This is a genomic window from Neisseria sp. HMSC15G01 (assembly GCF_001808255.1).
GTDB classification, from domain to species: domain Bacteria; phylum Pseudomonadota; class Gammaproteobacteria; order Burkholderiales; family Neisseriaceae; genus Neisseria; species Neisseria subflava_A.
In genome coordinates this window covers 1-23,653 of record NZ_KV792678.1, presented here as the reverse complement: position 1 = coordinate 23,653, position 23,653 = coordinate 1, and the positions used below count along the sequence as shown (strand labels likewise).

Below are 23,653 nucleotides of genomic sequence, written 5' to 3'. Positions count from 1 at the left end.
GATTATGAAAATCTTGTTCCGTATAAATTTTACTACCGATAATCTCTAATTGCATAAGTTATATTCCCATTTCCAAGCTCCAAACCGTGTTGCAGAGATACAATGATCAGTTGTTATATATAGCAATCCATCGTTAGAATATAACAATCTAGTACCAGCCTGATTGGATCTTGACATAGTGTTTATTGAGCCAATGTTCGCTTCATACCATATCCTATTCTGTTTAGCAGGGAAAATATTTGTAGAATTTGCAAAAATATCTCCCCCTAATTGTCCATTTTTTATTGTATTTACCCAAGGCTTTTCCTGGGCGCCATCCCATACTTATCGCCTGAGATTTAGTAATATAATTAGAAGGAAGCTTACCTGTACTTCTCAAACTTTCAATAACTTGATTAGCAGCTTGAGCTGTCTTCAAATCAAGTTTCAATAAAGCTGCTGATGCAGAATTTGCCTTTCCTTCTGAAGTTCTTAATTTTTTAATTTCCCTCTCTAGTTGAGCATGTTGGTTAAAGTTGCTGTTTTTATTTCCGTTTCTTATTTCCTGAACATTTTTCTCCACCTGCTCACGAGTTGTCAATTTATTAAGCTTCCTATCAACCTCCCATCTCGGTTTTGCATCAGACACAGGCTTAGCCTTAGGCATACCGGCCCCTGATTTACCCACACTGAACAAATCTATAGAGAACTGAACATATTTTGCAGCCTGCTCCGACAGCCCCAACTGTTTCAAGGCCTGGACCGTAATCGTCGGTCGTTGCTCGCTGGCTTTTTTCCGAAGTTCTTCGTTCCCGTAATGACATAATCGTAGGAAGACATTATACCAACCAAAGCGGCGGCACAGCCGAAGCCGAAAGTCTCGGCACAAGATCCGCCTCCGGCTACACTGGAAAGCACAACCCCCAAACTGCCCGAAACGATTTAAGCCCCAGGTGAGATGTAGCGGTGCAGGATGCTTTTGTCTTCCGCATCCAGTTTTGCATATTCGGCCTTCAGGTAGTCAGCCACCCAATCGGGATGTCGGTTTAGATAGCCTATGGATTCGTTTTTCAAGTCCTTAAACCGACTGTCAAAGCGTTTATCTTGGATAAATTCGATGATACGTCCTACATTTTGACGACATTCGGTAATTCTTCCTTTGGAACTGCATTCATGCTTGACTTGTTCTTTTATGACGGAATAAATTTTAAGAGCTGTCTGTTCGTCCTTCTTTAAGGCCGCTGATTTCAGACGATCTTTTTAATTTAGTTGGGTTTTCAACTCAACCTACACACTTAATCTGAAAGTTCATATAGCATATCCAAAAAGGCATCAAAACTATCTGCAATATGGCTAGTTACCATTTTCGTATCTCCATTCTCATCTTCATAAAAATCATCATGATACATCAGAATGATAAATGGATTTTCATTGCATTTTCTGTAATCAAAACAGATATAATCTCCATTAGCTGAAATCCCAAAAGCAATCACTTTTTTTGCATATCCATATTCATCATCGATACATGAATAGCTATAAATATCCTCATAGCTTAAATTTTGCTTATACCCTAAAAATGAAATGTCCCTTTCATCATTTTCACCGTATTGATTGATAAAATTGAAAATATTTTCTTTAGGGTATAAATGATCATGTTTGCCAAGAAGTGATACATATGAAACAGGAAAAACGACCCCTACATCTTCAGCAAATTGTTGAATTGTTCTTATTGGAACCAATCCCTCATCTGATAATATTGATAGTTTTCTCATTTTTACTGACCTTTCTTTAACGATTTTTGACCAGTATGCCTAACAGCTTTATGAATACTATTAGGAATTAACTGCATATTATAAAGAGGCGGGCAAATATGCCCGCCTTGTTTTTAATATTTCTGCAAACCTTCTACCTTGATTTCTTTGGCATTGGCATTTATGAAGGCTTGGGTCGCCTTCATCGTGGCTTGGATGCGCGGATCGTTCCAGCGCACGATTTGGTTGTTTTCATCGCGCTTGTCCGACCAAATAATCACGCCGTCGGTGTATTTTTTGCTGATTTCGAGCATTTTGCGCCAGCGGACGGGGTCGATGAACTGTTTGAAATAAGGGCTGTTGGTGGCCGAATAATATTGCGGCCAAATGTAGCCGATGATTTTTTTGTTGGGAAAGCGTTGGTGGATGTCGTCAACGGCGGTTTTCACGTCTTTTTCCCATTGCACCAAATCGGGGGAAGTGATGTAGAACACAGGATTGGCATAGTCGCTGATAGCGGCGGTGGGCGCACGGCGTTTGCTGACTTGCCGCCATTTTGTCAAGATGGCTTCGTTGTCAACGTTGGGACGGTAGTGTCGGATGCCGTGCAGGTGTTCGGAGGGCATGCCGTAGTTGCTGATGACGGCGCGCGGGTTTTCTTCTCTGAAGATTTGGTACATCCGCGCGAAGTCAGTTCTCAATTCGTCGGGCGTCAGCAGCTGGCCGTATTTTTCGGCAAACCAGCTTTCGATGTCGGTAGAAATGGTGCGGTAGCCTTCGCGGCGCGATTGTTTGGCCAATTCACGGATGCGCGCTTCGTTGAGTACGCCGTGTTTGCGTTTGCCCGTCGGATCGGGTTTGACCAGCTCGCTTTCGTAAACCAAGAACACTTTGGAGAGTTTGTCGGCAGTAAGGTCGGGTTTGCCGACGTAGTCCATGCGGTCGTAGATGATGAAATCTTTGGCATGGGCGGAGAGGGCGGTCAATAAGAGGACGAGGGGCAAAAGGCGGTTGGGTTTCATATTTTTAGGCAGATAAGGGAAAAGGGCCATTGTACGGGAAGCGGTGTTAAAGTAAGTCAAAGGCCGTCTGAAAGGATAAAAGTTCTTTCAGACGGCCTTTTATTTGAATGTAGCAGGAATATTCAGCTTTATGGCTAGTGTCACGGATTTATTGCGCTGAAGTTTTCTCCAAGAATAGGAAAGTCTCGGCTTTGTTGCGCGGTCTTGCGCCTTGCCACAAGGTCTGCCAACCCGAAGGTGCGCCGATGTTGGCGGCTTGGCGGATGAGGCGGTAGCGGCAGGACGGGTCGTCGGTCGTGGTTTTAATATGGCTGTATTGTGTCCACGCGATGCGTGTGCGCTGGTCTTGGCTGTCGATGCTGATACATTCGAGGCCGTCTGAAAGTTTCTGTTTCAATTCGGAAGAAAGTGCGGTTTCCATTTGGTGTACCACCGGCGCATGGCTTTTGGCGGCGTTGAGCCACGGTAAAAACAGGGTCATCAGCAAGGCCCAGGCCAAGGTAACGCCGGCTGCCCAGTTGGTTACGGCTTGGCGGCCACGGATGTTTTTACGCGTAATCGCCCAGAGCCACAATGGGGTAAACAGTAGGGCGATGGTCATCGGAATCGGGTCGATGTCGGGGATGTAATATGGGCTGAAATAGGCGGCGCGTTCGGCCAGCTTGGCAGGCCAGCCGTAGTTCATGGCGAAGAAGCCCAGCCATAGGAATACGGCAATCAAACCGAATGCCATGATGCCGAACCAGTTGATAAATGCCGCTGCGCCGCGGCGCAGGCCGTCTAGTTGTGCCGCGCCGAGCAGGGCGAGCGGCGGCAACAGCCAAACGAGGTTGTCTTGCAGGCGTTGCGGGTTGATGGCGAGCAGGGCTGTCATGATAACCAGCCACGACAGGCTCAGAATGCCCCAGTTTTTATCGTGGATACGCGTGCGGCTGAGCGTCCATGCTGCTAGTGGCCAAGCAGGCAGGGCAAACCACAGCAGGTTTTTCAGATAATAGGGCAGGTTGAAGGCCGTCTGAATCTGATGGAAACCGCCGAATACGCCTAAGGAATAATGGTTGAACCAAATATCAAACCATTCGGGATGGGTTCTGGATAAAACCAGCGGATACAGAATCAGCAGGGGCAGGGAAACGACGATGGCGCCAATCAGGGTCAGCAGATAGCGTTTGCTTTGCCAAGTAGAATGGAACGACAGGGCAAGTGCCAAAAACATCATGGCCGCGGTCAGCAGATAGCCTGAGGAAAGGGAGAGTAAAACCCAACCGCCGCACAACAGCAAAATGGCAATAATGACGCGGCGGTGTGCCAGTGAAAAGCCGCACAGAATCAATCCAAACGCGGCAAAAGCGGCCGACATGGGATTGAGGAAGTGGGCGATGGGCAGCAAACCGATGCTGCCGATAAGGATTAAGACAACGCTGCGGCCATGGTGTCTGCCGAGAAAGTTGAACCCGGCAAAACCGCAGGCGGTCAGTCCGATGGCGGTAAATACCACGCCGGCAAAACGGGCGGCATCATAGGCATCGGCCGCCCAAGGCGAAAACAGGGTTTGGAATGCGGTTGCCGCCCACAAAAAAGCAGGGGAGATGGTGAAATCGGGTTGGCCGAAGATTTGTGCAACCAGCAGGCTGCCGCCGTTTTTCATGGATTCGGAGGCGGTAAAGAGAGAGGGTTCGGCAGGATTCCACAAGTCATGCGAGAACACGCCCGGCCACAGCCAGGCAAAGGCCATCAGCAGCAGAAGCCATGGTTTTTCATGGGTTTTTTGGGGGCGGCGCGGATCGGGCGGTGTGTAAGTCAGCATGGAAGGTCAAAAAACGGTTGGTTTGAATAGCAATGGTACAGGGTTTGATGGGTTTGCGCGATATGCCGGACCGGAGGGCTTTGTAAAATAATGCTTACGGCTCGTTTTTATCGGGTGTTTGGAATGATATGGTATTCGGTTGACGACAAAAAGCTCAGGCCGTCTGACAGGAATATTTCAGACGGCCTGAATGCAAAAAAGACTGCACGAAGCAGTCTTTTTGACAAAGCGGCAATTAGCGTTTGAACAGGTTGCCGAATTTGTTGTTGAATTTGTCCACGCGACCGGTAGTGTCGACGATTTTTTGAGTACCGGTGTAGAAAGGGTGGCACAGAGAGCAAACCTCAACGTTGAAGCTGTCTTTTTCCATTGCGGATTTGGTCACGAATTTGTTGCCGCAAGAGCAGGTAACGTTGATTTCGTGGTAGTTCGGGTGAATACCTTGTTTCATTTTATTTCCTTTCGATTAAGCGGGCACAGGGGTTTTGCCTGTACTTCAGTTAAGCATGGAATTTTCGCTATTTTTGGCTGTTTCGTCAAGAGGATATTTTGTATGCAGGGCAGTTTCGCAACAGACGAGAACAGTTTAGAATAGAGTCTCGAACTGCATATTATGCGGTCAGATTGTAATCTAACTGAAAAGAGGATGTAAAACCTCCTCTAGATGTGAAACTTTAAGAAGAATAATAGTCTGAATAATATTTACGCTTGTACGAACAGGAGACGGAATCAATGTGGAAAAAGATATTGACGTGCATTTTGCGTGTTTTGGGAGGAGTGTTGCCCCCGTCTTATTGCAAACCATTCGGCAGAATTGCGCAAAAATTCCGTGCTGCTTTGGCTATGTGCATTTCTCCAAACATCGGTAAAAACGTCAATATTGAAAAAGGTGGGTACGTCTTTCCGGATACGGTAGTCGGCGATAATTCGGGTATCGGCGTAAATTGCGAAATCTGCCGCGGTTTGACCCTCGGCAAGAACGTGATGATGGGGCCGGAATGCCTGTTTTATTCGACCAACCACAAATTCAACCCTGAAACCCGCCGCTTCGAAGGTTATACAGATATCAGCCCGATTGTGATTGAAGATGATGTTTGGATTGGCCGGCGTGCGATTATCATGGGCGGCGTTACCATCGGTAAGGGCGCGGTAATCGGCGCAGGTTCGGTGGTTACCAAAGATGTGCCGCCTTATTGCGTGGCTGCGGGTAATCCTGCGATTGTTCGGAAAAAACTGCTCGATGAGCAAGAGCTTGCAGCCGAATAGCGTGAATAAAATAGCAAAATAAAAGGCCGTCTGAAATTCAGACGGCCTTTTTTCAATAGTGCTTAAGCGGCAATTTTTTCGCATTCTTTAATGCAAGCCAAGCAAGATTCGTAGCAGGCTTTGCATTCAGCGTGGTGGCCGGCGTGTTCTTTGCAGGCGGCAGCACATTGTTTGCAGGCTTCGATGCACACTTTTGCCAAAGACGGGGTCAGGCGTGAATTTTGGGCGGCGAGGTTTTGCAAGGTGCCGCACAGAGCCAGCATTTGATTGACGCCGGCTGCGCAGTCTTTCATGGAGGTATCGCCTGCGCTCAACAGGGCAATGCAGTGCGCCAAGCAGATTTGACCGGCTTCAACGCAATGTGCGGCCGCTTTGCGCGCAGCTTCGTAGGCGCGCGGTGCAGAATGCGCGTGACCGGCATGACCGGCGTGGTGTGCATGGCCTGCATGGTCGTGAGCACGGGCAAAAGAAGCGGCGGCGGTAAGGGAAACAGCAGCGGCGCTGCCGATAAATTGACGACGGTTCATAAGATAGAGTCCTTTTTGCTTGGTGAAATGATATTACGAATAATTAAATCTATTCGATAACAATAGGTTAACATATTATTTGTTTATAAACAATAAAGGCTGCCTGAACTTTTAGGCAGCTTTTTTTAGATACGCGTTAGGTTGATAGAGTTTTCTTTTTCTGAATCAGCAGCCTCAACGAAGTTGCCGTGCCATCAAGACTGTATCAGTATAGCCAGTCATAAAGGTTTTACGAATAAAAAGAAAAGGCCGTCTGAAAGATGAAATTTCAGACGGCCTTTATTCAAACTAAAGCCTACATCAGATGACTTCTAAAATGAAATACTGACGCAGTTTTTCGTACACATTATTTTGTACGTTGATACAACCATTGGTTATGATGCGGTCGGCCACATGAGGGGAGACGATGCGTTCCATGCGTCTTTCCTGTGGCTTGAGCGTCCATACCCTGTGTAACGCAAACAGAAAGTCATTTTCTTCTTTGAAGCCGATAACCTCGCCACCGTAACCCGGTTTGCTGGTCATCATCGGCGTCATATTGAATTTGCCTTTCGGCGTGGTCTTGCCAATCAGTACCGGATGGCACTGACCGTCGTCGGCAAAGCAAAGCTCCGCCTTAGCTGTATTGACCACAACTTTTTTACGCTGGATATAGTCGCTGACAGCATCGGCAGCGGCCAAAGAATTCAGACCTGCTGCCAAGGCTATACCCAATAGGATCCGTTTCAAATTTGTCCTTATTGACGGATGCGGTTAGGAGCTTCTTTAATGATCTCGCGGATGATCACTTGAGGCTCTTGTTTAGGTGTAGGTGCTGGAGGAGGACATACGGCATCTTTAGGGAATACTGGATTCCAGAAGAAGCTGCGTGCAAATTTGTCTTTGTCGTAGATCACTTTGTATTGGCAAGTAGTGATGCCTTCAACGCCGGAAGTGTTTTCAGGGTCAACGCCTACGCCCGGGGTGTAGAAGTGGAACAGGTAGTCCCATTCACGCACGCCAACCATGCCTTCGTCGTAGTGAGGACGGCCGAGGATTTTGTAGATGTCGTCTTTGGTCAGACCAGGACGCATTTGATCCAGCTCGTCAAAAGTCGGGAATGTACCGCGGTCTTTGTTGAAGGTCAGGGAGTAAGGTTTAGGGAAGCGTGGCTCGTCTGTAGTGCCTTCAGGAGTGATTTTGCTCTTAGTAGCACAGGCGGCCAGCAGGCCGGTAGCCAGCAGGACGAAGCCTACTTTTGCGATTTTTTTCATTTGATAATCCTTTTATTGATTTTACCGGCCGAACTTTTCAGACGGCCTGTTAGTGCCGGCAGCGAGTTTGCCGGTTTACCCAAATAATGTTGTGCTTCTTAAAGATGTACCCGACGGTTTGACAAACAGAACATCGGCACATTCCGGCAGGGCATTGCGCCTCATCTCCGTTGTATCCGCCTGAATCGGCAGAACCGTTCAGACGGCCTGACTGACATTTATTGTCACTTTGTAACAATTTCACTTCGAGTAAGGCTTGGGGTTTAGAGATGTCCGGTTTTCGATAAATCAGGTTGTATTGCGTAATACCTTGTTATCTTTGTGCTTTAGTTCATTTTGGCATTTGCCGGAGATTAGGTACTTAATCTTTCGGGTGTTATCCCTGCAAATTGTATGCCAGTTTTCTTTTATGCGCATAATCTGAGTATGCCAAAATGTTGGCTTTATACAACATTCATATTAGCGAACCAGAAATGGATTGTACCTTTTCTCATGCCCGATACTGGTCATACGGCCGTGTCCGGCTATAACTTGCGTGGTTTCGGGCAGGGTTAATAGTTTAGCGCAGATATTGTTTATGAGGTCATCATGATTGCCGCGTGGAAAATCTGTGCGACCGACAGTCTCATAAAATAAAACATCGCCTGCGACTAAAAGTTCATTTTCGGCGTTGTAAAAAACGACTTGGCCGGGAGTGTGGCCGGGAATGTGGAGGACTTGGAAGCTGTGATTGCCGACCTTGAGCGTTTCCCCTTCTTCCAGCCAGCATGTCGGCGTGAATGACGGAGAAACAGGGAAGCCGTATTGCGCCGTCGTTTGCGGAAGGGCTTGGAGCAGGAATTCGTCGTCTTTGTGCGGGCCGAGAACGGGTACGTCGCAGGTTTTCAAAAGTTCAACCACGCCGCCTGCGTGGTCAAGATGGCCGTGGGTCAGCCAAATGGCGGTCAGCTTGAGGCCTTTGTTTTTGATTTGTTGCAATAAATAGGGTACGTCGCCGCCGACATCGGTCAAAACGGCTTCTTTGGTTTCGTCATCCCAAATCAGCGTGCAGTTTTGACGGAAAGGGGTAACGGCGTTGATTTCAAATTGGAGTGCCATGGGTGTTCCTAGGAAAGGCTTATTTAATGTTGTTTACGTTTCAGACGGTCTTTTGTTATTATGCACATATAATAAAAAGCAAGTCTGGAAAAGTGTCATATGAATAATGTAATGCGAACCATGATACCGATTTTTGCGGCTTCTTTCATCTCTGCGGCGTTTGGTGCAGATTTGTTGTTGGCTCAGGAATATAAAAATCAAGATATTGCCGGTTGGGCCATGAGTGAAAAGTTGGATGGCGTACGCGCGTATTGGGACGGCAGGCAGCTGGTCAGTCGTCAGGGCTATGCGTTTACACCGCCCAAAGGTTTTACAGCAGGTTTTCCGCCGTTTCCGATGGATGGTGAGTTGTACAGCGGACGAGGGCGGTTTGAGCAAATTTCCGCGACGGTGCGTTCTGCCTCGGGAACTTGGGACGGCATCCGCTTGCATGTTTTTGATGTGCCACAGGCGCAGGGTAATCTGTATCAGCGTCTGGAAACGGCTTCGAAATGGCTGAAATCACACCCGTCGGCACGGTTTACGGTTATTCCGCAAGTCAAGGTGCGTGACAAACAGCATGCTTTGGATTTTTTGAAACAAGTTGAAGCGCTGGGTGGGGAAGGGGTGATGCTGCGTCAACCTGAAGCCCGTTATGCAAGCGGTAGAAATGGGCAGCTGTTGAAGCTGAAAAGTGAATATGATGATGAATGTACGGTAACGCGTCATTATGAGGGCAAAGGGCGCAATGTCGGGCGTTTGGGTGCGGTAGGATGCAAAAACCAATATGGCGAGTTTCGTATCGGCAGCGGTTTTAAGGATAAAGACCGCGACCATCCGCCGAAAATCGGTGCGCTGATTACTTACCGTTATCGTGGTTTTACGCAAAAGGGAACGCCGAAATTTGCAACATTTGTCAGGGTGCGCTCAGATCGATAAAACAAATTAAAGGCCGTCTGAAAGTAGGTTTCAGACGGCCTTTAATATAGATGTTGCATAGCCTTTTATAAGGTTTCCAATACATCAGGCAACTCGGCCAAGCTATTGAGCATGGCAACATGGGGCATGGAGGAAAGCTGTTTGGCAGTATGTGCGCCGGTGGTGACGGCGATGGCGCGGATTTTGGCGTTGGCGGCCATTTCTAGGTCGTGGGTGGTGTCACCGACGACGACGGCCTCTTCCGGTTCAATACCCAGTCGGTCACAGAGGGCAAGTACCATATCGGGCGCGGGTTTGGACGGATATTCGCTGGCGCAGGCGGTTTCCAGCCAAAAGTCTTGAGTGTCGGTTTGTGCGATGGCTTTGTCCAAGCCGCTTCGGCCTTTGCCGGTGGCGATGGCAAGCCAATAGCCTTGTTGTTTCAAGCGTTGCAGGCAGGGCAGGGCTTCGGGAAACAGGGTCATGTTGCGGTTGTTGGGATTGAGGTAGTGCGCGGCATAGGTCTCAATCAGGGTTTCCTGAACGTGTTCGCTGACGTTGTGGGCAAGGCGGCGGATGATGCCGGAGAGGCTGTATCCGATGAGCGGGCGGATTTGGTCGGCTTCGGGAACGGGCAGGCCGCAATCGGCAAAGCTTTGCTGAAAGGTGTGGATGATGGGGTTGGTGGTGTCGGCAAGTGTGCCGTCCCAGTCGAAAATAATGAGTTTGGGTTTCATGGGTTTCCTTTCAGACGGCCTTTTCCTGATTTTCCAGCATTAAAACAAATTGTGCCAATTCTTGCGGCAGGGGGGCTTCCAGGATCAGTTTCTCTCCGGTCAGCGGATGGGCGAGATGCAGCTCGGAAGCGTGCAGGAACATTCTTTTCAAACCGAGTTTTTGCAGGCGTTTGTTGGCTTGATAGTCGCCGTAGCGTTCGTCGCCGGCAATGGGGCAGTCTTGCGATTGCAGATGGACGCGGATTTGGTGGGTGCGGCCGGTTTTCAGGGTGGCTTCGACAAAGGTCAGGTCGGATAGGCCGACTTGGTGCAAAAGGCCGTCTGAAAAACGGTTTAACACGCGGAAGATGGTGTGGGCGGATTGGCCGTCTTCGCTGACGCGCACCATTTTTTCGCCTTGTGCGCCGGTGTATTTGAACAGGGGGAGCTTGACGTGGAAGCGGTCGTTCAGCAGCCTGCCGACACCCAGCGCGAGATAGATTTTTTTCGGATGGTCGTTGCGGATGGCTTCGTGCAGTTTCACCAAGGCGCTGCGTTTTTTGGCAATCATCAAAAGGCCGCTGGTGTCTTTGTCGAGGCGGTGGACGAGTTCGAGATAACGTGCTTCGGGACGAGCGCGGCGGATTTGTTCGATGACGCCGAAGCTCACGCCGCTGCCGCCGTGGACGGCAACGCCGGATGGTTTGTTGATGACCAAAAGCGCATCGTCTTCGTAAACGATGTCAAACTCGCGCGCAGGCGCGGCCTGGCTTTCAGACGGCCTTTGTTTTTCGGCGATACGTATCGGCGGAATGCGGACGGTATCGCCTGCCTGAATGCGGTTGTCGGGTTTACAGCGTTTTTTGTTCAGCCGCACTTCGCCGGCGCGGATAATGCGGTGGATATGGCTTTTCGGGACGCCTTTGAGGATTTTTATCAGATAGTTATCAAGGCGTTGGCCTTCCTCGTGTTCGGCAACGGCAATCAGGCTGACTGAATCTTTGCGTATTGCGTGCATTTTCTCTATAATCCCAAACGTCCGTTTCGGGACTCGAACCTGCCATCGCAGGCCGTCTGAAACGGATTTATTGTTAAAACGAGATTTTATATTAAAAACGCACTCCGCAAAGCATTTCCTTGTGTTTGTTCAAAGCCGGCAAACGCAATCCCGTAATTAAGTTTGAATTGAACCTGCCGTCCGGCCGGGCGTAAGACGCAGTCCGCGCAGCACCGTCCGAAATTACCGGCGCTACGATAATAAGAAGATGTAGGCTGCCTTATTTTGTCCGAAACATCAGCATTCGGACGGCAGCGGAACCATCAACCTTTCCGCCGCATTGTTCTTTATTTCCTTCTTTATCCGAATCCGTCCGCACATGGCTTGAGCTCAAGCATGCAACCTTGCGGATTTCAAATCAAATACTGGTTACACGGGGATTTTCCCATCTTGCCTTTGAAGAGTGCCAACCGGACAGACAGGCCGTCTGAAAAAGATATTCACAAATCAAACGGCCGCTGTTCACGAGGTGACTATGAAAAGAATGTTATTCAACGCAACGCAGGCCGAAGAGCTGCGCGTTGCCATTGTCGATGGCCAAAACCTTTTGGACTTGGACATCGAAACGCTGGGCAAAGAACAGCGTAAAGGCAATATCTACAAAGGTATCATTACCCGCATCGAGCCGTCGCTGGAAGCGTGTTTCGTCGATTACGGAACCGACCGCCACGGCTTTTTGCCGTTTAAGGAAGTATCGCGTTCGTATTTCCGCGATTACGAAGGCGGCAGGGCGCGTATTCAAGACGTGCTCAAAGAAGGCATGGAAGTCATCGTTCAAGTCGAAAAAGATGAGCGCGGCAACAAAGGCGCGGCACTGACCACCTTCATCAGCCTGGCCGGCCGCTATTTGGTATTGATGCCGAACAATCCGCGCGGCGGCGGCGTATCCCGCCGTATCGAAGGCGAAGAGCGCCAAGAGTTGAAAGCCGCCATGGCCGAACTCGACATTCCGAACGGCATGAGCATCATTGCTCGTACTGCCGGCATCGGCCGCAGCGCGGAAGAGTTGGAATGGGACTTAAACTACCTCAAGCAACTCTGGCAAGCCATTGAAGAAGCAGGCAAAGCACACCATGACCCTTACCTGCTCTTTATGGAAAGCTCGCTGCTGATTCGTGCGATTCGTGACTATTTCCGTCCCGACATCGGCGAGATTCTGGTGGATAATCAAGAAGTTTACGACCAAGTTGCCGAGTTCATGAGCTATGTCATGCCGAGCAATGTAGGCCGTCTGAAACTCTATCAAGACCACACGCCGCTGTTCTCCCGCTTCCAAATCGAACACCAAATCGAAAGTGCATTCTCACGCAGCGTCAGCCTGCCTTCCGGCGGCGCGATTGTGATCGACCACACCGAAGCCTTGGTTTCCATCGACGTCAACTCTGCGCGTGCCACACGCGGCTCGGATATTGAAGACACCGCGTTCAAAACCAATATGGAAGCTGCCGAAGAGGTTGCCCGTCAAATGCGCCTGCGCGACTTGGGCGGTTTGGTCGTCATCGACTTCATCGACATGGAAAATCCGAAACACCAACGCGATGTTGAAAACGTACTGCGCGACGCGCTCAAAAAAGACCGTGCCCGCGTGCAAATGGGCAAACTTTCGCGTTTCGGTCTTTTGGAATTGAGCCGCCAACGTTTGAAACCGGCTCTGGGCGAAAGCAGCCATGTTGCGTGTCCGCGCTGTGCCGGTACCGGCGTCATCCGCGGCATCGAATCCACCGCCCTGCACGTTTTGCGCATCATTCAAGAAGAAGCAATGAAAGACAACACTGGCGAAGTACACGCACAAGTGCCTGTCGATGTTGCCACCTTCCTGTTGAACGAAAAACGCGCCGAGCTGTTTGCGATGGAAGAGCGCTTGGATGTGAACGTCGTCCTGATTCCAAACATTCACTTGGAAAATCCGCACTACGAAATCAACCGCATCCGCATCGATGACGTAGAAGAAGACGGCGAACCGAGCTACAAACGCGTCGCCGAGCCGGAAGAAGACGAATCTGCCAAACCTTTCGGCAGCGAAAAAGCCAAAGCTTCCCGTCCTGAGCCAGCTGTCAAAGGCGTACGCCATACCCAGCCTGCACCAACTGTCGCCCCTGAGAAAAAAGCCTCTTGGTGGGACAGCTTCAAAGCTTGGTTGAAACGCATTTTCGGCGGCGAGCCTGCACCTGCCGCAGTTGCTCAAGAGCCTGCCGAAAAACGCACTACAACCAACCGCAGCCAAAACAGCAACCGCCGTTCAAACAGCCGCCGTCAAAATCCACGCCGCAACAACAAAAACGACGGCAGCAAAGTCGAAGTGCGCGAAGTGAATGCCGAAGCTGCCGACAGCAAGTTTGAAGAAAGCAAATCAAGCGAAAGCCGTAACGACGAGCGTAAAGACACCCGCCGCAACCGCAACCGTAACAACAACCGCCGCGATGATCGCAACAACGAGCGCAACCGTGTTGAGGAAGTAGTTGAAGATGTAAACGTTCAAGAAGTGGCTGCACTGGCTGAGATGCCGTCTGAAAACCAAGCGGAACAAAACGGCAATAAACGCCGCCGCAACAACAGTCGCAACGAGCGCAACCGTAATCAATCTGCGGAAAACCGTGTTGAGGACGTGAACGTTCAAGCCGATGGCGAACAGGCGCAAGTTGAAGCGGACGACAACGCCCGCAGCGAAGAGGGTGTGAAAAACAACGGCCGTCAAGGACGCGACCGCAACAACCGTCAGCGCAACAATCGCAACGACCGCCGTTCCAACAGCAAAAAACGCAATATTCCGTCTTCAGCAAAAATCGAGCAATACCTGAACATTACCGACACCGCCGACAAAGTCCTCTTTGCCGTAGCGCATGTTTTGGGTTTGAATGAAACGGTTGAAGCTGCAAATGCGACATTGTCTTCTGAAAGCGATCAAGCCGAGCCGCTGGTGATTGTGGTATCCGAGCCTGAAGTTACCAGCGCAGAGCCATTCGTATTTGCAATTGAAAGCGAAGACGAGCCTGCCGTAGCGCAAACTGAAGGAGCCGATGCCGAACAAGCCCTGCTTGCATCTGCGGTCAACAATGTCAAAGAAGCCATTTCTGCGGTATTGTCTCCGAATGCAACGGCTACTGTTGCACCGGTTGAAGCACCAGCCGAAACTGTTGCCACACAAACTGAAGCCGTAGCTGAAGCAGCGCCTGTCGCAATCGTTTTGCCGGAAGGTTTGGGCGATTTGATCTTCGTTGAAACCGATCCGCAAGCTGTTGCCGCTTTTGCTGCGCAGCCACAACCTGAACCTGTTGCCAAAACACGCCGTTCGGATGTGCCTAAAGTAGAAGTGGAAGACGTAGCAGTCGAAATGATTTTGGTGGAAACACGCAAAGACTAAGATTGGTTTTCCAGTTAAAAGCCCGATGTTGAACGCATCGGGCTTTTTTATTGGCAAGGAGTTGTGCTGCTCATTTTCTTTGTGTTTGCCATGGGGGTTGCTTCATGCTTGAAAAAGCAGGATAGATTGCTGAGAAAGGGAAGGCATGGTTTTTTCAATAGGAAGGGCTTAATGAAAATTGGTATGAGAAAAGCCGTCTGAAATGGTTTCAGACGGCCTTGGTTTGTGTGTGTATGTTTAGGTATTGTGATTAGTTTTTGTTCAGAGAGTCACGGATTTCGCGCAACAACAGAACTTCTTCGCTAGGCTCTGCTGGTGCTTCTTCAGCAGGAGCTTCGGCTTTTTTCACAGAGTTGATGGCTTTAACCACGCAGAAGATGGCAGCGGCGATGATCAGGAAGCTGATTACAGTGTTGATGAACAGACCGATGTTCAGGGTAACGGCACCGGCTGCTTGAGCGGCCGCCAGGTTGGCGTAACCGGCTTCAGGAGCGGCTTGTGCGCCGTCTTTCAGCGTGATGAACAGGTTGGAGAAATCAACGCCGCCGATCAGCAGACCGATAGGAGGCATGATTACATCGTCAACCAATGATTTGACGATGCCGCTGAATGCTGTACCGACAACCATACCGACTGCGAGGTCGATCACGTTGCCACGCATAATAAATTCTTTAAATTCTGAAGCGATTGACATAATTAATCTCCTGTATGTGTTTGAGTCAAAATCAGATGTGATTCAATAAATCGGCAGGCATATTAACGCTTTATCGGTTAAGAAAAATTCATTAATGTTAAATTTTGTATTTTATGCCAAAAATGTCCTGCTTCTATGCCTTCTGTATGAAAAATAGGCCGTCTGAATTTTTTCTGTTACTTTTTTACACCACTTTTATCAGTGGCTAAGTATCAGATAACATGAATGTTACCTTTAGAATCAATGCTCTATCTTGCCTTTTAAATGATATGAAATGATAATGTTGTAATGTTATTAACATAATCCGCCAAAGCATACGGCAACTATGTTTCATGCGTGTATTTGAATTTCAGACGGCCTTATCGGTTATGCAGTTATTCAAACTATAATGTAATAGTCATAAAAAACGCACTTTCATGAAGAAAGTGCGTTTTGCGTGAAAACTGTTTAGTTCTCTTCGTCGTTCAGCGCATTGATGCTGTAACCGCCGTCAACGTAGGTAATCTCGCCGGTGATGCCGGAAGCGAGGTCGGACAGCAGGAAGGCGGCTGTGTTGCCGACTTCTTCGGTGGTAACGTTGCGGCCCAGTGGGTTGTGGGAAGCGACGTGGCCTAAGAGTTTGCTGAGATCGGCGATGCCGGAAGCGGCCAGAGTTTTGATCGGGCCTGCAGAGATGCCGTTGCAGCGGATGCCTTCTTTACCCAGACAGGCGGCAGTGAAGCGGATGCCGGCTTCGAGGCTGGCTTTGGCCATGCCCATAACGTTGTAGTTAGGAATGGCACGAACGGCGCCCAAGTAGCTCAGGGCAACGATTGCGGCGTTGCGGCCCTGCATCATCGGACGGGCGGCTTTTGCCAGCGCAGGCAGGCTGTATGCGGAGATTTCGTGAGCGGTGTTGAACGCTTCGCGGCTGATGCTGTCGAGGAAGTCGCCGCTCAAAGCTTCTTTAGGTGCGAAGCCGATGGAGTGAACGAGGCCGTCTAAGCCGTCCCAGTGTTTGCCCAAGTCAACGAAAACTTGGTTGATTTCGTCGTCGCTGGCAACGTCGCAGCGGAACACGAGTTCGGAGCCGAGTTCGGCAGCCATTTTACGGACGCGCTCTTCCAGTTTGTCGACAACATAAGTGAATGCCAATTCCGCGCCTTGTTCGCGGCAGGCTTTGGCGATGCCGTAAGCGATGGAACGCTCGGAGATCATGCCGGTAATCAGAATTTTTTTGCCTTGCAAAAAGCCCATTTTCTTATCCTTTAGCAGTGGTATTGCGGTTGCATTAAACTGCGCATTATAGCAAAAACCGCTGTTTCGGCATAGAAAAAAACGGATAACCCTTTGTCTTGCCTCAAATAGGGATAAGGTTTTCTGCCAAGGCCGTCTGAAACCTGACGGAACGGCGGCAAAACGTTATACTTTATAGTCTTAATGACCGATGTTTCAGGAGTGAACCATGCCCGAGCAAAACCGCATTCTTTGCCGAGAACTCAGCCTGTTGGCGTTTAATCGCCGTGTACTGGCTCAGGCGCAGGATACGAAAGTTCCCTTGTTGGAACGTTTGCGTTTCCTGTGCATCGTGTCTTCCAATTTGGACGAATTTTTTGAAGTGCGCATGGCGTGGTTGAAACGCGAAAACAAACTGCGTCCGCATCAACTGCTCGACAACGGAAAAACCGCAGCCGAAACCATCGAAGCGGTGGCGAAAGAGGCGCAGGCTCTGATCCGCGAGCAGTACGATCTGTTTAACAAAGTATTGCAGCCTGCACTCGGCCGCGCCGGCATTCATTTCTATCGCCGTCACAAATGGACGGCTGCGCAGAAAAAATGGATCGAAAACTATTTCGACAACGAGCTGTTGCCCATTCTTACCCCCATCGGCCTTGATCCGTCACACCCGTTCCCGCGCCCGTTAAACAAATCGCTCAACTTTGCCGTCGAACTCGAAGGCACGGATGCGTTCGGCCGTCCGTCCGGAATGGCGATTGTTCAGGCGCCGCGCATTTTGCCGCGCGTCGTCCCCATGCCGTCTGAAATTTGCGGCGGTGATGCAGGCTTTGTGTTCTTGTCTTCGATTTTGCACGCCCATGTCGGCAAACTCTTTCCCGGCATGAAGGTTAAAGACTGCCATCAGTTCCGCCTCACGCGCGACAGCGATTTGACGGTCGATGAAGAAGATTTGAAAAACCTGCGTGCCGCGATTCAAAACGAGTTGCACGACCGCGAATACGGCGACGGCGTGCGCTTGGAAGTAGCGGACACTTGTCCGGCGCATATTCACGACTTCTTGCTTGCCCAGTTCAAGCTAACTTCTGCCGAGCTGTATCAGGTCAAAGGGCCGGTCAATTTGGTGCGCCTCAATGCCGTCCCCGATTTGGTGGACAGGCCGGATTTGAAGTTTCCGCCGCGCAATGCAGGCCGTCTGAAAGCCTTGCGTAAAAATGGCTCCGTATTCAAACTGGTCAAACAGTCGCCGATTTTGCTGCACCACCCGTATCAGTCTTTCGATCCGGTTGTCCAAATGATACGCGAGGCCGCTGCCGATCCGGATGTGTTGGCCGTCAAAATGACCATTTATCGTACCGGCAGCAATTCCGAGCTTGTGCGCGCATTGATGAAGGCCGCACTAGCGGGCAAGCAGGTTACCGTCGTCGTCGAACTGATGGCGCGTTTTGACGAAGCCAACAACGTCAACTGGGCGAAACAGCTGGAAGAGGCAGGCGCGCACGTCGTGTACGGCGTATTCGGCTACAAAGTTCATGCCAAAATGGCTTTGGTTATCCGTCGCGAAGACGGCGTGCTCAAGCGTTATGCCCACCTCGGTACCGGCAACTACCACCAAGGCACATCGCGCATCTACACCGACTTCGGCATCATCACCGCCGACGATCAGATTACTGCCGATGTGAACACTTTGTTTATGGAAATCACAGGTTTGGGCAAACCGGGCCGTCTGAACAAGCTCTATCAAAGCCCGTTTACCCTGCACAAAATGGTCATCGACCGCATCAAGCAGGAAACCGAACACGCCAAAGCAGGCAAACCGGCGCGGATTACCGCCAAGATGAACTCCCTCATCGAGCCGAGCGTGATTGATGCGCTGTATCAAGCTAGCACGGCAGGCGTGCAAATCGACCTGATTGTGCGCGGTATGTGTACTTTGCGCCCGGGTGTAAAAGGCTTGTCCGAAAACATCCGCGTCCGCTCCATTATCGGCCGCCAACTCGAACACTCGCGCGTGTATTGCTTCCATAATAACGGCGCAGACGATACCTTTATCTCCAGCGCCGACTGGATGGGTCGCAACTTCTTCCGCCGCATTGAAGTTGCCACGCCGATTACCACGCCCGAACTCAAAGAACGCGTGATCCGTGAAGGTTTGGAAATGGCTTTGGAAGACAATACCCAGGCTTGGCTGATGCAGCCTGACGGCAGCTATGTCCGCACCCAGCCGCAAGACGGCGAGCCTGCGTTTGGTTTGCAGGAAGGTTTGTGGAAAATATACGGACGTTAAATTGAATAATGTCTTAGGCCGTCTGAAATGCAGGTTTCAGACGGCCTTTTTTGATTTTGCCGTTATAATTCCGTTTCCCAATCTTTCAGACGGCCTTTTCCTATGAAATCTTACCCCGATTCCTATCTCCATTTTGAAAACCTCGAATCTCCCGAAACGCAAGATTTTGCCGCCGCGGCGCATGCCGAAACGCGTGCGCGTTTTTTAGAAAACGACAAAGCGCGCGCATTGTCCGACGGCATTTTGGCGCAGTTGCAGGACACGCGGCAGATTCCGTTTTGTCAGGAACACCGCGCGCGGATGTACCATTTCCATCAGGACGCAGAATATCCGAAGGGTGTGTACCGCGTATGTACGGCGGCGACTTACCGTTCTGGCTATCCTGAGTGGAAAATCCTGTTTTCGGTGGCGGATTTCGACGAGTTGCTCGGCGACGATGTGTATTTGGGCGGCGTGTCGCACTTGGTGGAAAAGCCCAACCGCGCGTTGTTAACACTGAGCAAATCGGGCGGCGATACGGCGTACACGCTGGAAGTGGATTTGGAAGCAGGGGAGTTGGTAGAAGGCGGTTTTCACTTTCCGGCAGGTAAAAACCATGTGTCGTGGCGCGATGAAAACAGCGTATGGGTGTGTCCGGCTTGGGACGAACGCCAGTTGACCGAATCGGGTTATCCGCGCGAAGTGTGGCTGGTGGAGCGTGGTAAGAGTTTCGAGGAAAGCCTGCCGGTGTATCAAATTGCCGAAGACGGCATGATGGTGAACGCGTGGCGTTATCTCGATCCGCAGGGTTCGCCGATTGATTTGATTGAAGCGTCGGACGGTTTTTACACCAAAACCTATTTGCAGGTCTCAGCCGAAGGCGAGGCGAAACCGTTAAACCTGCCCAACGATTGCGACGTAGTCGGCTATCTGGCGGGACATCTTTTGCTGACGCTGCGCAAGGACTGGAACCGCGCGAACCAAAGCTATCCGAGCGGCGCATTGGTGGCAGTAAAATTAAACCGCGGCGAATTAGGCGCGGCGCAGCTTTTGTTTGCGCCCGATGAAACGCAGGCATTGGAAAGCGTGGAAACGACCAAGCGTTTTGTCGTGGCGAGCCTGCTGGAGAACGTACAAGGCCGTCTGAAAGCATGGCGCTTTACCGACGGCAAATGGCAGGAAGTCGAACTGCCGCGCCTGCCTTCGGGTGCGTTGGAAATAACCGACCAGCCGTGGGGCGGCGACGTGGTTTACCTTGCCGCCAGCGATTTCACCACGCCGCTGACGCTGTTTGCGCTGGATTTGAACGTGATGGAACTGACCGTCATGCGCCGTCAGCTGCAGCAGTTTGATTCAGACGGCATTAACGTACAGCAGTTTTGGACGACTTCGGCCGACGGCGAGCGCATTCCTTATTTCCACGTCGGCAAAAACGCCACGCCCGACACGCCGACTTTGGTTTATGCCTATGGTGGTTTCGGCATTCCCGAATTGCCGCATTATCTGGGTAGCGTTGGCAAATATTGGCTGGAAGAGGGCAATGCCTTTGTGTTGGCAAACATCCGCGGCGGCGGCGAATTTGGCCCGCGCTGGCATCAGGCGGCGCAGGGAATCAGCAAACACAAAAGCGTTGATGATTTATTGGCAGTCGTGCGCGATTTGTCCGAACGCGGCATGAGTTCGCCCAAACACATCGGTTTGCAGGGCGGCAGCAACGGCGGCCTGATTACCGCCGCCGCCTTCGTGCGCGAGCCGCAAAGCATCGGCGCGCTGGTGTGTGAAGTGCCGCTGACCGACATGATCCGCTATCCGCTTCTATCCGCCGGTTCAAGCTGGACGGACGAATACGGCAATCCGCAGAAATACGAAGTCTGCAAACGCTGGCTGGGCGAATTGTCACCGTATCACAATCTTTCAGACGGCATCAATTATCCGCCAGCGCTCATTACCACCAGCCTCAGCGACGACCGCGTCCATCCCGCCCACGCGCTCAAGTTCTATGCCAAACTGCGCGAAACCTCGCCGCAATCGTGGCTCTACGCCCCGGACGGCGGCGGCCATACCGGCAACGGCACGCAACGCGAATCCGCCGACGAACTTGCCTGTGTCTTGCTGTTTTTGAAAGAGTTTTTAGGGTAGAAGCAAGCAACAGGACTGACCGTTTTGTAAAGTTGAGAAACAAAATACTCTTGTTTCGGCAAGTGAAAAGAAGGCCGTCTGAAAAACGAATATTAAAGTTTCCCAGACGGCCTTCTTTTCTTTTAACTTTCAACATATCCCGATAAAATGGACACTTTGTAAGTAATCATTGATGGAAGACGCAATTATGGCAACCGAGCCGAGAAATTATACACGATTTAGAAAATAATTTCAAACAAAACAATATATTAAAACTCAAACAAATCTTTCCCGAAGTCTTTTGCAAAGACCAAATCGACTTTGAGAAACTCAAACTCGTCCTTGGCGCAGAAAACCTTGCCGGTGTGGGAGAACGTTATCAACTCGATGCTGTAGAAACTAGTAGCGTTGTTTACAGTATTTCCAGGAGAATACTGAAACATGAACATGCACAAAAACACCCGTCTTACCCCGTCTCTGGATTTGGATATCCTCAACGGCATCATGCGCCAAGCCGTGTTGCAGCAGCTGCAAACCTACTTGGGCGCGGACACCATCATCGAAACGCACATCACCCACGACATGCTCGAACGCGCAGAAAAAATCTGCCTCTCCAACGCCTTGAGAGGCGTGTTTGAGGCGGATTTGGTGTACTAGGAACAATCAATGATTTCTCGGAAATGGATAAAGTCTGAAGGCGATTATTCATTAGACGGTTTATCTGTCTGAGACTTGTGCGTTAATAATATGCGCACGACCTTACCCTCATAACGCTGGCTTAACCACGCCTGTATCCGCTCGTGATCTTTGGCAGGCAATGGCTGCTCCAATTCGAGAGAGACAACGAGATATCGTCATATGTATCTGTCTTCGGTTCTGCGTTTTTTTGGCTTTCAGACTGTTCGGAAACAGGCGTTGTTTGCGCTTTATCCCAAGCCAAGCCGCGTCCGACAACGATTTTTTCCGCTTCCGGATATTGGGCTTTTAATTCCTTGAGTACCGCTGCATCGTCGATATCGGAGGCTTTGCCTGCCAGTATGGTATCGATATAGGCCTGCTGCTCTTTCAGCTCATTTTGCTGCTGAACCGGGTTGTTTCGGCTTGCCAGCAATTCTTCGATTTTAGCATCGTTCCCTCCCGCATAGACCACGTTGACCTTCGGCTCTTTCACCCCCGACGCGTTAAGGCTTTTCACCAGCAAGGCGGAAATTTTCTCGGCATTGCCCGTTCCATTGACAATCAGACCGACTTTATTTTCTCTGTGGTTCAACATCTTACGCAGCACGAAAAAACCTTCCTGTTGCTGCGCAGTGGCAATGGCGGCATTGGCTCTGGTGTTGAAGATCTCCTGACGCACCAGTCCTGATGCCATATAGCCGCTCGGAATCATCACAGCCAACACGACGGCAGTAATAATGATGCTTTGCAACCGGCGTTTGGATTCCGTTACCAACCCCCTGCGCGGCAGCTTGAGCAGCTTGGAAAACAACAAGGTCGAAAAAGCGATGAACACGCAGTTGATGGCAAAAAGATATGAAGCACCGAGAAAGTAGTGCCAGTTGCCATGTGCCAGTCCGTAGCCCGCAGTACACAGGGGCGGCATCAATGCGGTAGCAATCGCCACACCCGGTATGGCATTGCCTCCTTCTTTTCGAGTCAGCGCCACAATACCCGCACTACCGCCGAAGAAGGCAATCAACACATCCCAAAGGGTCGGCTGAGTACGCGCCAAAAGCTCGCTTTGCGCCTCTTTAAGCGGGGTTAACAGGAAATACAACGTAGCGGTAATCAAGCTGATGACGACGAATATAATAATATTGCGCACGGCTTGACGGATCAGCGCAGTATCCCCTACCGCCAAACCGTAACCCATACCGACAATCGGCCCCATCAACGGCGAAATCAACATCGCGCCGATCACTACCGCCGTGCTGTTTACATTCAGACCGATACTCGCCACGGCAATGGCAAACATCAATACCCACATATTGGTTCCGGACACCCGAGTATTGGCGCGGATGACGGCATCAATTTTATCGGGATGGGCCTGGTCATGCGCAAGATTGAACACATCTTGCAACTTGGTCATGGCACCATTGTCTTCTTTTGGCTGATTTTCTTGTTCTTCTTGGTTTTTAATGTTTTCTTGGTCTTGCATTTTCATCCTTAAATCAATCTTAACGATTGTCTCTGAATATTTAATTAACTGGAATTTCGGATACTGATAATTATGCTTTAATACTGATTTCAAATATGATTAAGCAGATACCTTGCAGAAGGTTAGCATACACATGAAAACGCTGACAACGCTGATCCTGCGTAGGCCTTCACGAAACCAGCATATGCAAAAACCTTCTCTCAAATCCAATTCCTACTTTTTCAGCAGCAACCGCCATCAAAATTTTTTAAGGGGCTGTACTAGATTAGCCCTAAATTCCACACCATTTTTGCAGGATTTTAAGCTGTTGAGACGGTATGCCGAAATTAAATCGAAATTCGCATTCTTTCAAGAACAGCGGGAAAGATTTGCGATCGATTCCGTTGTATTTGCGCAAGACGCGTTTTGCCTGATTCCAAAAGTTCTCAATGCCGTTAATGTGGTTCTGACGGTCGGCAAATTCCTTGG

General features: G+C 50.1%; 21 protein-coding genes and 2 pseudogenes. 6 read left to right on the top strand and 17 right to left on the bottom strand.

Annotated elements, in window-relative coordinates:
* Positions 1-45: 45 nt before the first annotated feature.
* The 6 genes from HMPREF3139_RS11240 to rpmE form a co-directional block, all read right to left on the bottom strand.
* Entirely contained in the window at positions 46-258 is a 213-nt protein-coding gene (locus HMPREF3139_RS11240) for a ribonuclease domain-containing protein (protein ID WP_349267090.1), read from the bottom strand.
* Positions 224-733, bottom strand: a complete 510-nt coding sequence (locus tag HMPREF3139_RS11235) for a hypothetical protein (protein WP_283127012.1) — start codon at positions 731-733, stop codon at positions 224-226. The genes HMPREF3139_RS11240 and HMPREF3139_RS11235 overlap by 35 nt, the downstream gene beginning before the upstream one ends.
* A 541-nt stretch (positions 734-1,274) precedes the next feature.
* Complete coding sequence (locus HMPREF3139_RS05660) at positions 1,275-1,751, bottom strand: SMI1/KNR4 family protein (RefSeq protein WP_070461169.1); 477 nt, start codon at positions 1,749-1,751, stop codon at positions 1,275-1,277.
* Positions 1,752-1,864: 113 nt separating this feature from the next.
* Complete coding sequence (locus tag HMPREF3139_RS05655) at positions 1,865-2,752, bottom strand: hypothetical protein (protein ID WP_232502738.1); 888 nt, start codon at positions 2,750-2,752, stop codon at positions 1,865-1,867.
* 148 nt (positions 2,753-2,900) lie between these two features.
* A complete protein-coding gene (locus HMPREF3139_RS05650; RefSeq protein WP_070461167.1) occupies positions 2,901-4,559 on the bottom strand; it encodes an ArnT family glycosyltransferase in 1,659 nt (552 codons plus the stop codon).
* 235 nt (positions 4,560-4,794) lie between these two features.
* Positions 4,795-5,010: a 50S ribosomal protein L31 gene (rpmE, locus tag HMPREF3139_RS05645; protein ID WP_003681847.1), complete on the bottom strand. Its 216-nt coding sequence runs from the start codon at positions 5,008-5,010 to the stop codon at positions 4,795-4,797.
* 281 nt (positions 5,011-5,291) lie between these two features.
* Between rpmE and HMPREF3139_RS05640 the strand changes: the two genes are divergently transcribed.
* On the top strand, positions 5,292-5,825 hold the full coding sequence (locus tag HMPREF3139_RS05640; RefSeq protein WP_070461164.1) for an acyltransferase: 534 nt from the start codon (positions 5,292-5,294) through the stop codon (positions 5,823-5,825).
* A 62-nt stretch (positions 5,826-5,887) separates the two neighbouring features.
* On the opposite strand, the gene HMPREF3139_RS05635 is transcribed toward HMPREF3139_RS05640, so the two are convergent.
* The 4 genes from HMPREF3139_RS05635 to HMPREF3139_RS05620 form a co-directional block, all read right to left on the bottom strand.
* Complete coding sequence (locus tag HMPREF3139_RS05635) at positions 5,888-6,352, bottom strand: four-helix bundle copper-binding protein (protein ID WP_070461161.1); 465 nt, start codon at positions 6,350-6,352, stop codon at positions 5,888-5,890.
* Between the two features lie 300 nt (positions 6,353-6,652).
* Positions 6,653-7,081 carry a hypothetical protein gene (locus HMPREF3139_RS05630; protein ID WP_049329449.1) on the bottom strand — a complete coding sequence of 143 codons (429 nt, stop codon included), beginning with the start codon at positions 7,079-7,081 and terminating at the stop codon, positions 6,653-6,655.
* Between the two features lie 8 nt (positions 7,082-7,089).
* On the bottom strand, positions 7,090-7,605 hold the full coding sequence (locus HMPREF3139_RS05625) for an outer membrane protein assembly factor BamE (RefSeq protein WP_070461158.1): 516 nt from the start codon (positions 7,603-7,605) through the stop codon (positions 7,090-7,092).
* A 459-nt stretch (positions 7,606-8,064) separates the two neighbouring features.
* Positions 8,065-8,703 carry an MBL fold metallo-hydrolase gene (locus HMPREF3139_RS05620; protein WP_070461154.1) on the bottom strand — a complete coding sequence of 213 codons (639 nt, stop codon included), beginning with the start codon at positions 8,701-8,703 and terminating at the stop codon, positions 8,065-8,067.
* Positions 8,704-8,802: 99 nt separating this feature from the next.
* On the opposite strand from HMPREF3139_RS05620, the gene HMPREF3139_RS05615 reads away from it, so the two are divergent.
* On the top strand, positions 8,803-9,621 hold the full coding sequence (locus HMPREF3139_RS05615; protein WP_141743135.1) for a DNA ligase: 819 nt from the start codon (positions 8,803-8,805) through the stop codon (positions 9,619-9,621).
* A gap of 65 nt (positions 9,622-9,686) precedes the next feature.
* Here the strand turns inward: HMPREF3139_RS05615 and HMPREF3139_RS05610 are convergent, their stop codons facing one another.
* Both HMPREF3139_RS05610 and HMPREF3139_RS05605 read right to left on the bottom strand, forming a co-directional pair.
* The gene (locus HMPREF3139_RS05610; RefSeq protein ID WP_070461147.1) at positions 9,687-10,337 is read right to left on the bottom strand and encodes an HAD-IA family hydrolase; all 651 of its coding nucleotides are present in this window, start codon (positions 10,335-10,337) and stop codon (positions 9,687-9,689) included.
* A gap of 10 nt (positions 10,338-10,347) precedes the next feature.
* Positions 10,348-11,334: an RluA family pseudouridine synthase gene (locus HMPREF3139_RS05605; protein ID WP_070461145.1), complete on the bottom strand. Its 987-nt coding sequence runs from the start codon at positions 11,332-11,334 to the stop codon at positions 10,348-10,350.
* 514 nt (positions 11,335-11,848) lie between these two features.
* Between HMPREF3139_RS05605 and HMPREF3139_RS05600 the strand changes: the two genes are divergently transcribed.
* Positions 11,849-14,734 carry an Rne/Rng family ribonuclease gene (locus tag HMPREF3139_RS05600; RefSeq protein ID WP_070461142.1) on the top strand — a complete coding sequence of 962 codons (2,886 nt, stop codon included), beginning with the start codon at positions 11,849-11,851 and terminating at the stop codon, positions 14,732-14,734.
* 250 nt (positions 14,735-14,984) lie between these two features.
* On the opposite strand, the gene mscL is transcribed toward HMPREF3139_RS05600, so the two are convergent.
* Both mscL and fabI read right to left on the bottom strand, forming a co-directional pair.
* Positions 14,985-15,428: a large conductance mechanosensitive channel protein MscL gene (mscL, locus tag HMPREF3139_RS05595; protein WP_070461139.1), complete on the bottom strand. Its 444-nt coding sequence runs from the start codon at positions 15,426-15,428 to the stop codon at positions 14,985-14,987.
* 447 nt (positions 15,429-15,875) lie between these two features.
* Positions 15,876-16,664 (bottom strand): enoyl-ACP reductase FabI, encoded by a 789-nt coding sequence (fabI, locus tag HMPREF3139_RS05590; RefSeq protein ID WP_003748060.1) that lies wholly within the window; start codon positions 16,662-16,664, stop codon positions 15,876-15,878.
* A 208-nt stretch (positions 16,665-16,872) separates the two neighbouring features.
* Here fabI and ppk1 point away from each other — a divergent pair, with 208 nt between their 5' ends.
* On the top strand, positions 16,873-18,930 hold the full coding sequence (gene ppk1, locus HMPREF3139_RS05585) for a polyphosphate kinase 1 (RefSeq protein ID WP_070461136.1): 2,058 nt from the start codon (positions 16,873-16,875) through the stop codon (positions 18,928-18,930).
* A 102-nt stretch (positions 18,931-19,032) separates the two neighbouring features.
* Positions 19,033-21,048 carry a prolyl oligopeptidase family serine peptidase gene (locus tag HMPREF3139_RS05580; protein ID WP_070461134.1) on the top strand — a complete coding sequence of 672 codons (2,016 nt, stop codon included), beginning with the start codon at positions 19,033-19,035 and terminating at the stop codon, positions 21,046-21,048.
* A 248-nt stretch (positions 21,049-21,296) separates the two neighbouring features.
* Here HMPREF3139_RS05580 and HMPREF3139_RS05575 read toward each other — a convergent pair whose 3' ends face one another.
* Positions 21,297-21,470, bottom strand: coding sequence for a DNA topoisomerase (locus tag HMPREF3139_RS05575; RefSeq protein ID WP_083290051.1), 174 nt, complete (start codon positions 21,468-21,470; stop codon positions 21,297-21,299).
* Between HMPREF3139_RS05575 and HMPREF3139_RS05570 the strand changes: the two genes are divergently transcribed.
* Positions 21,469-21,684 carry an aminotransferase class IV gene (locus tag HMPREF3139_RS05570; protein WP_234396205.1) on the top strand — a complete coding sequence of 72 codons (216 nt, stop codon included), beginning with the start codon at positions 21,469-21,471 and terminating at the stop codon, positions 21,682-21,684. The genes HMPREF3139_RS05575 and HMPREF3139_RS05570 overlap by 2 nt on opposite strands.
* A 44-nt stretch (positions 21,685-21,728) precedes the next feature.
* On the opposite strand, the pseudogene HMPREF3139_RS05565 reads toward HMPREF3139_RS05570, so the two are convergent.
* Together HMPREF3139_RS05565 and HMPREF3139_RS05560 are read right to left on the bottom strand one after the other, a co-directional pair.
* Positions 21,729-23,185: pseudogene (locus tag HMPREF3139_RS05565) on the bottom strand (DUF389 domain-containing protein).
* A 271-nt stretch (positions 23,186-23,456) separates the two neighbouring features.
* Positions 23,457-23,653 (bottom strand): annotated as a pseudogene (locus tag HMPREF3139_RS05560) (IS1595 family transposase); the annotation flags it as partial.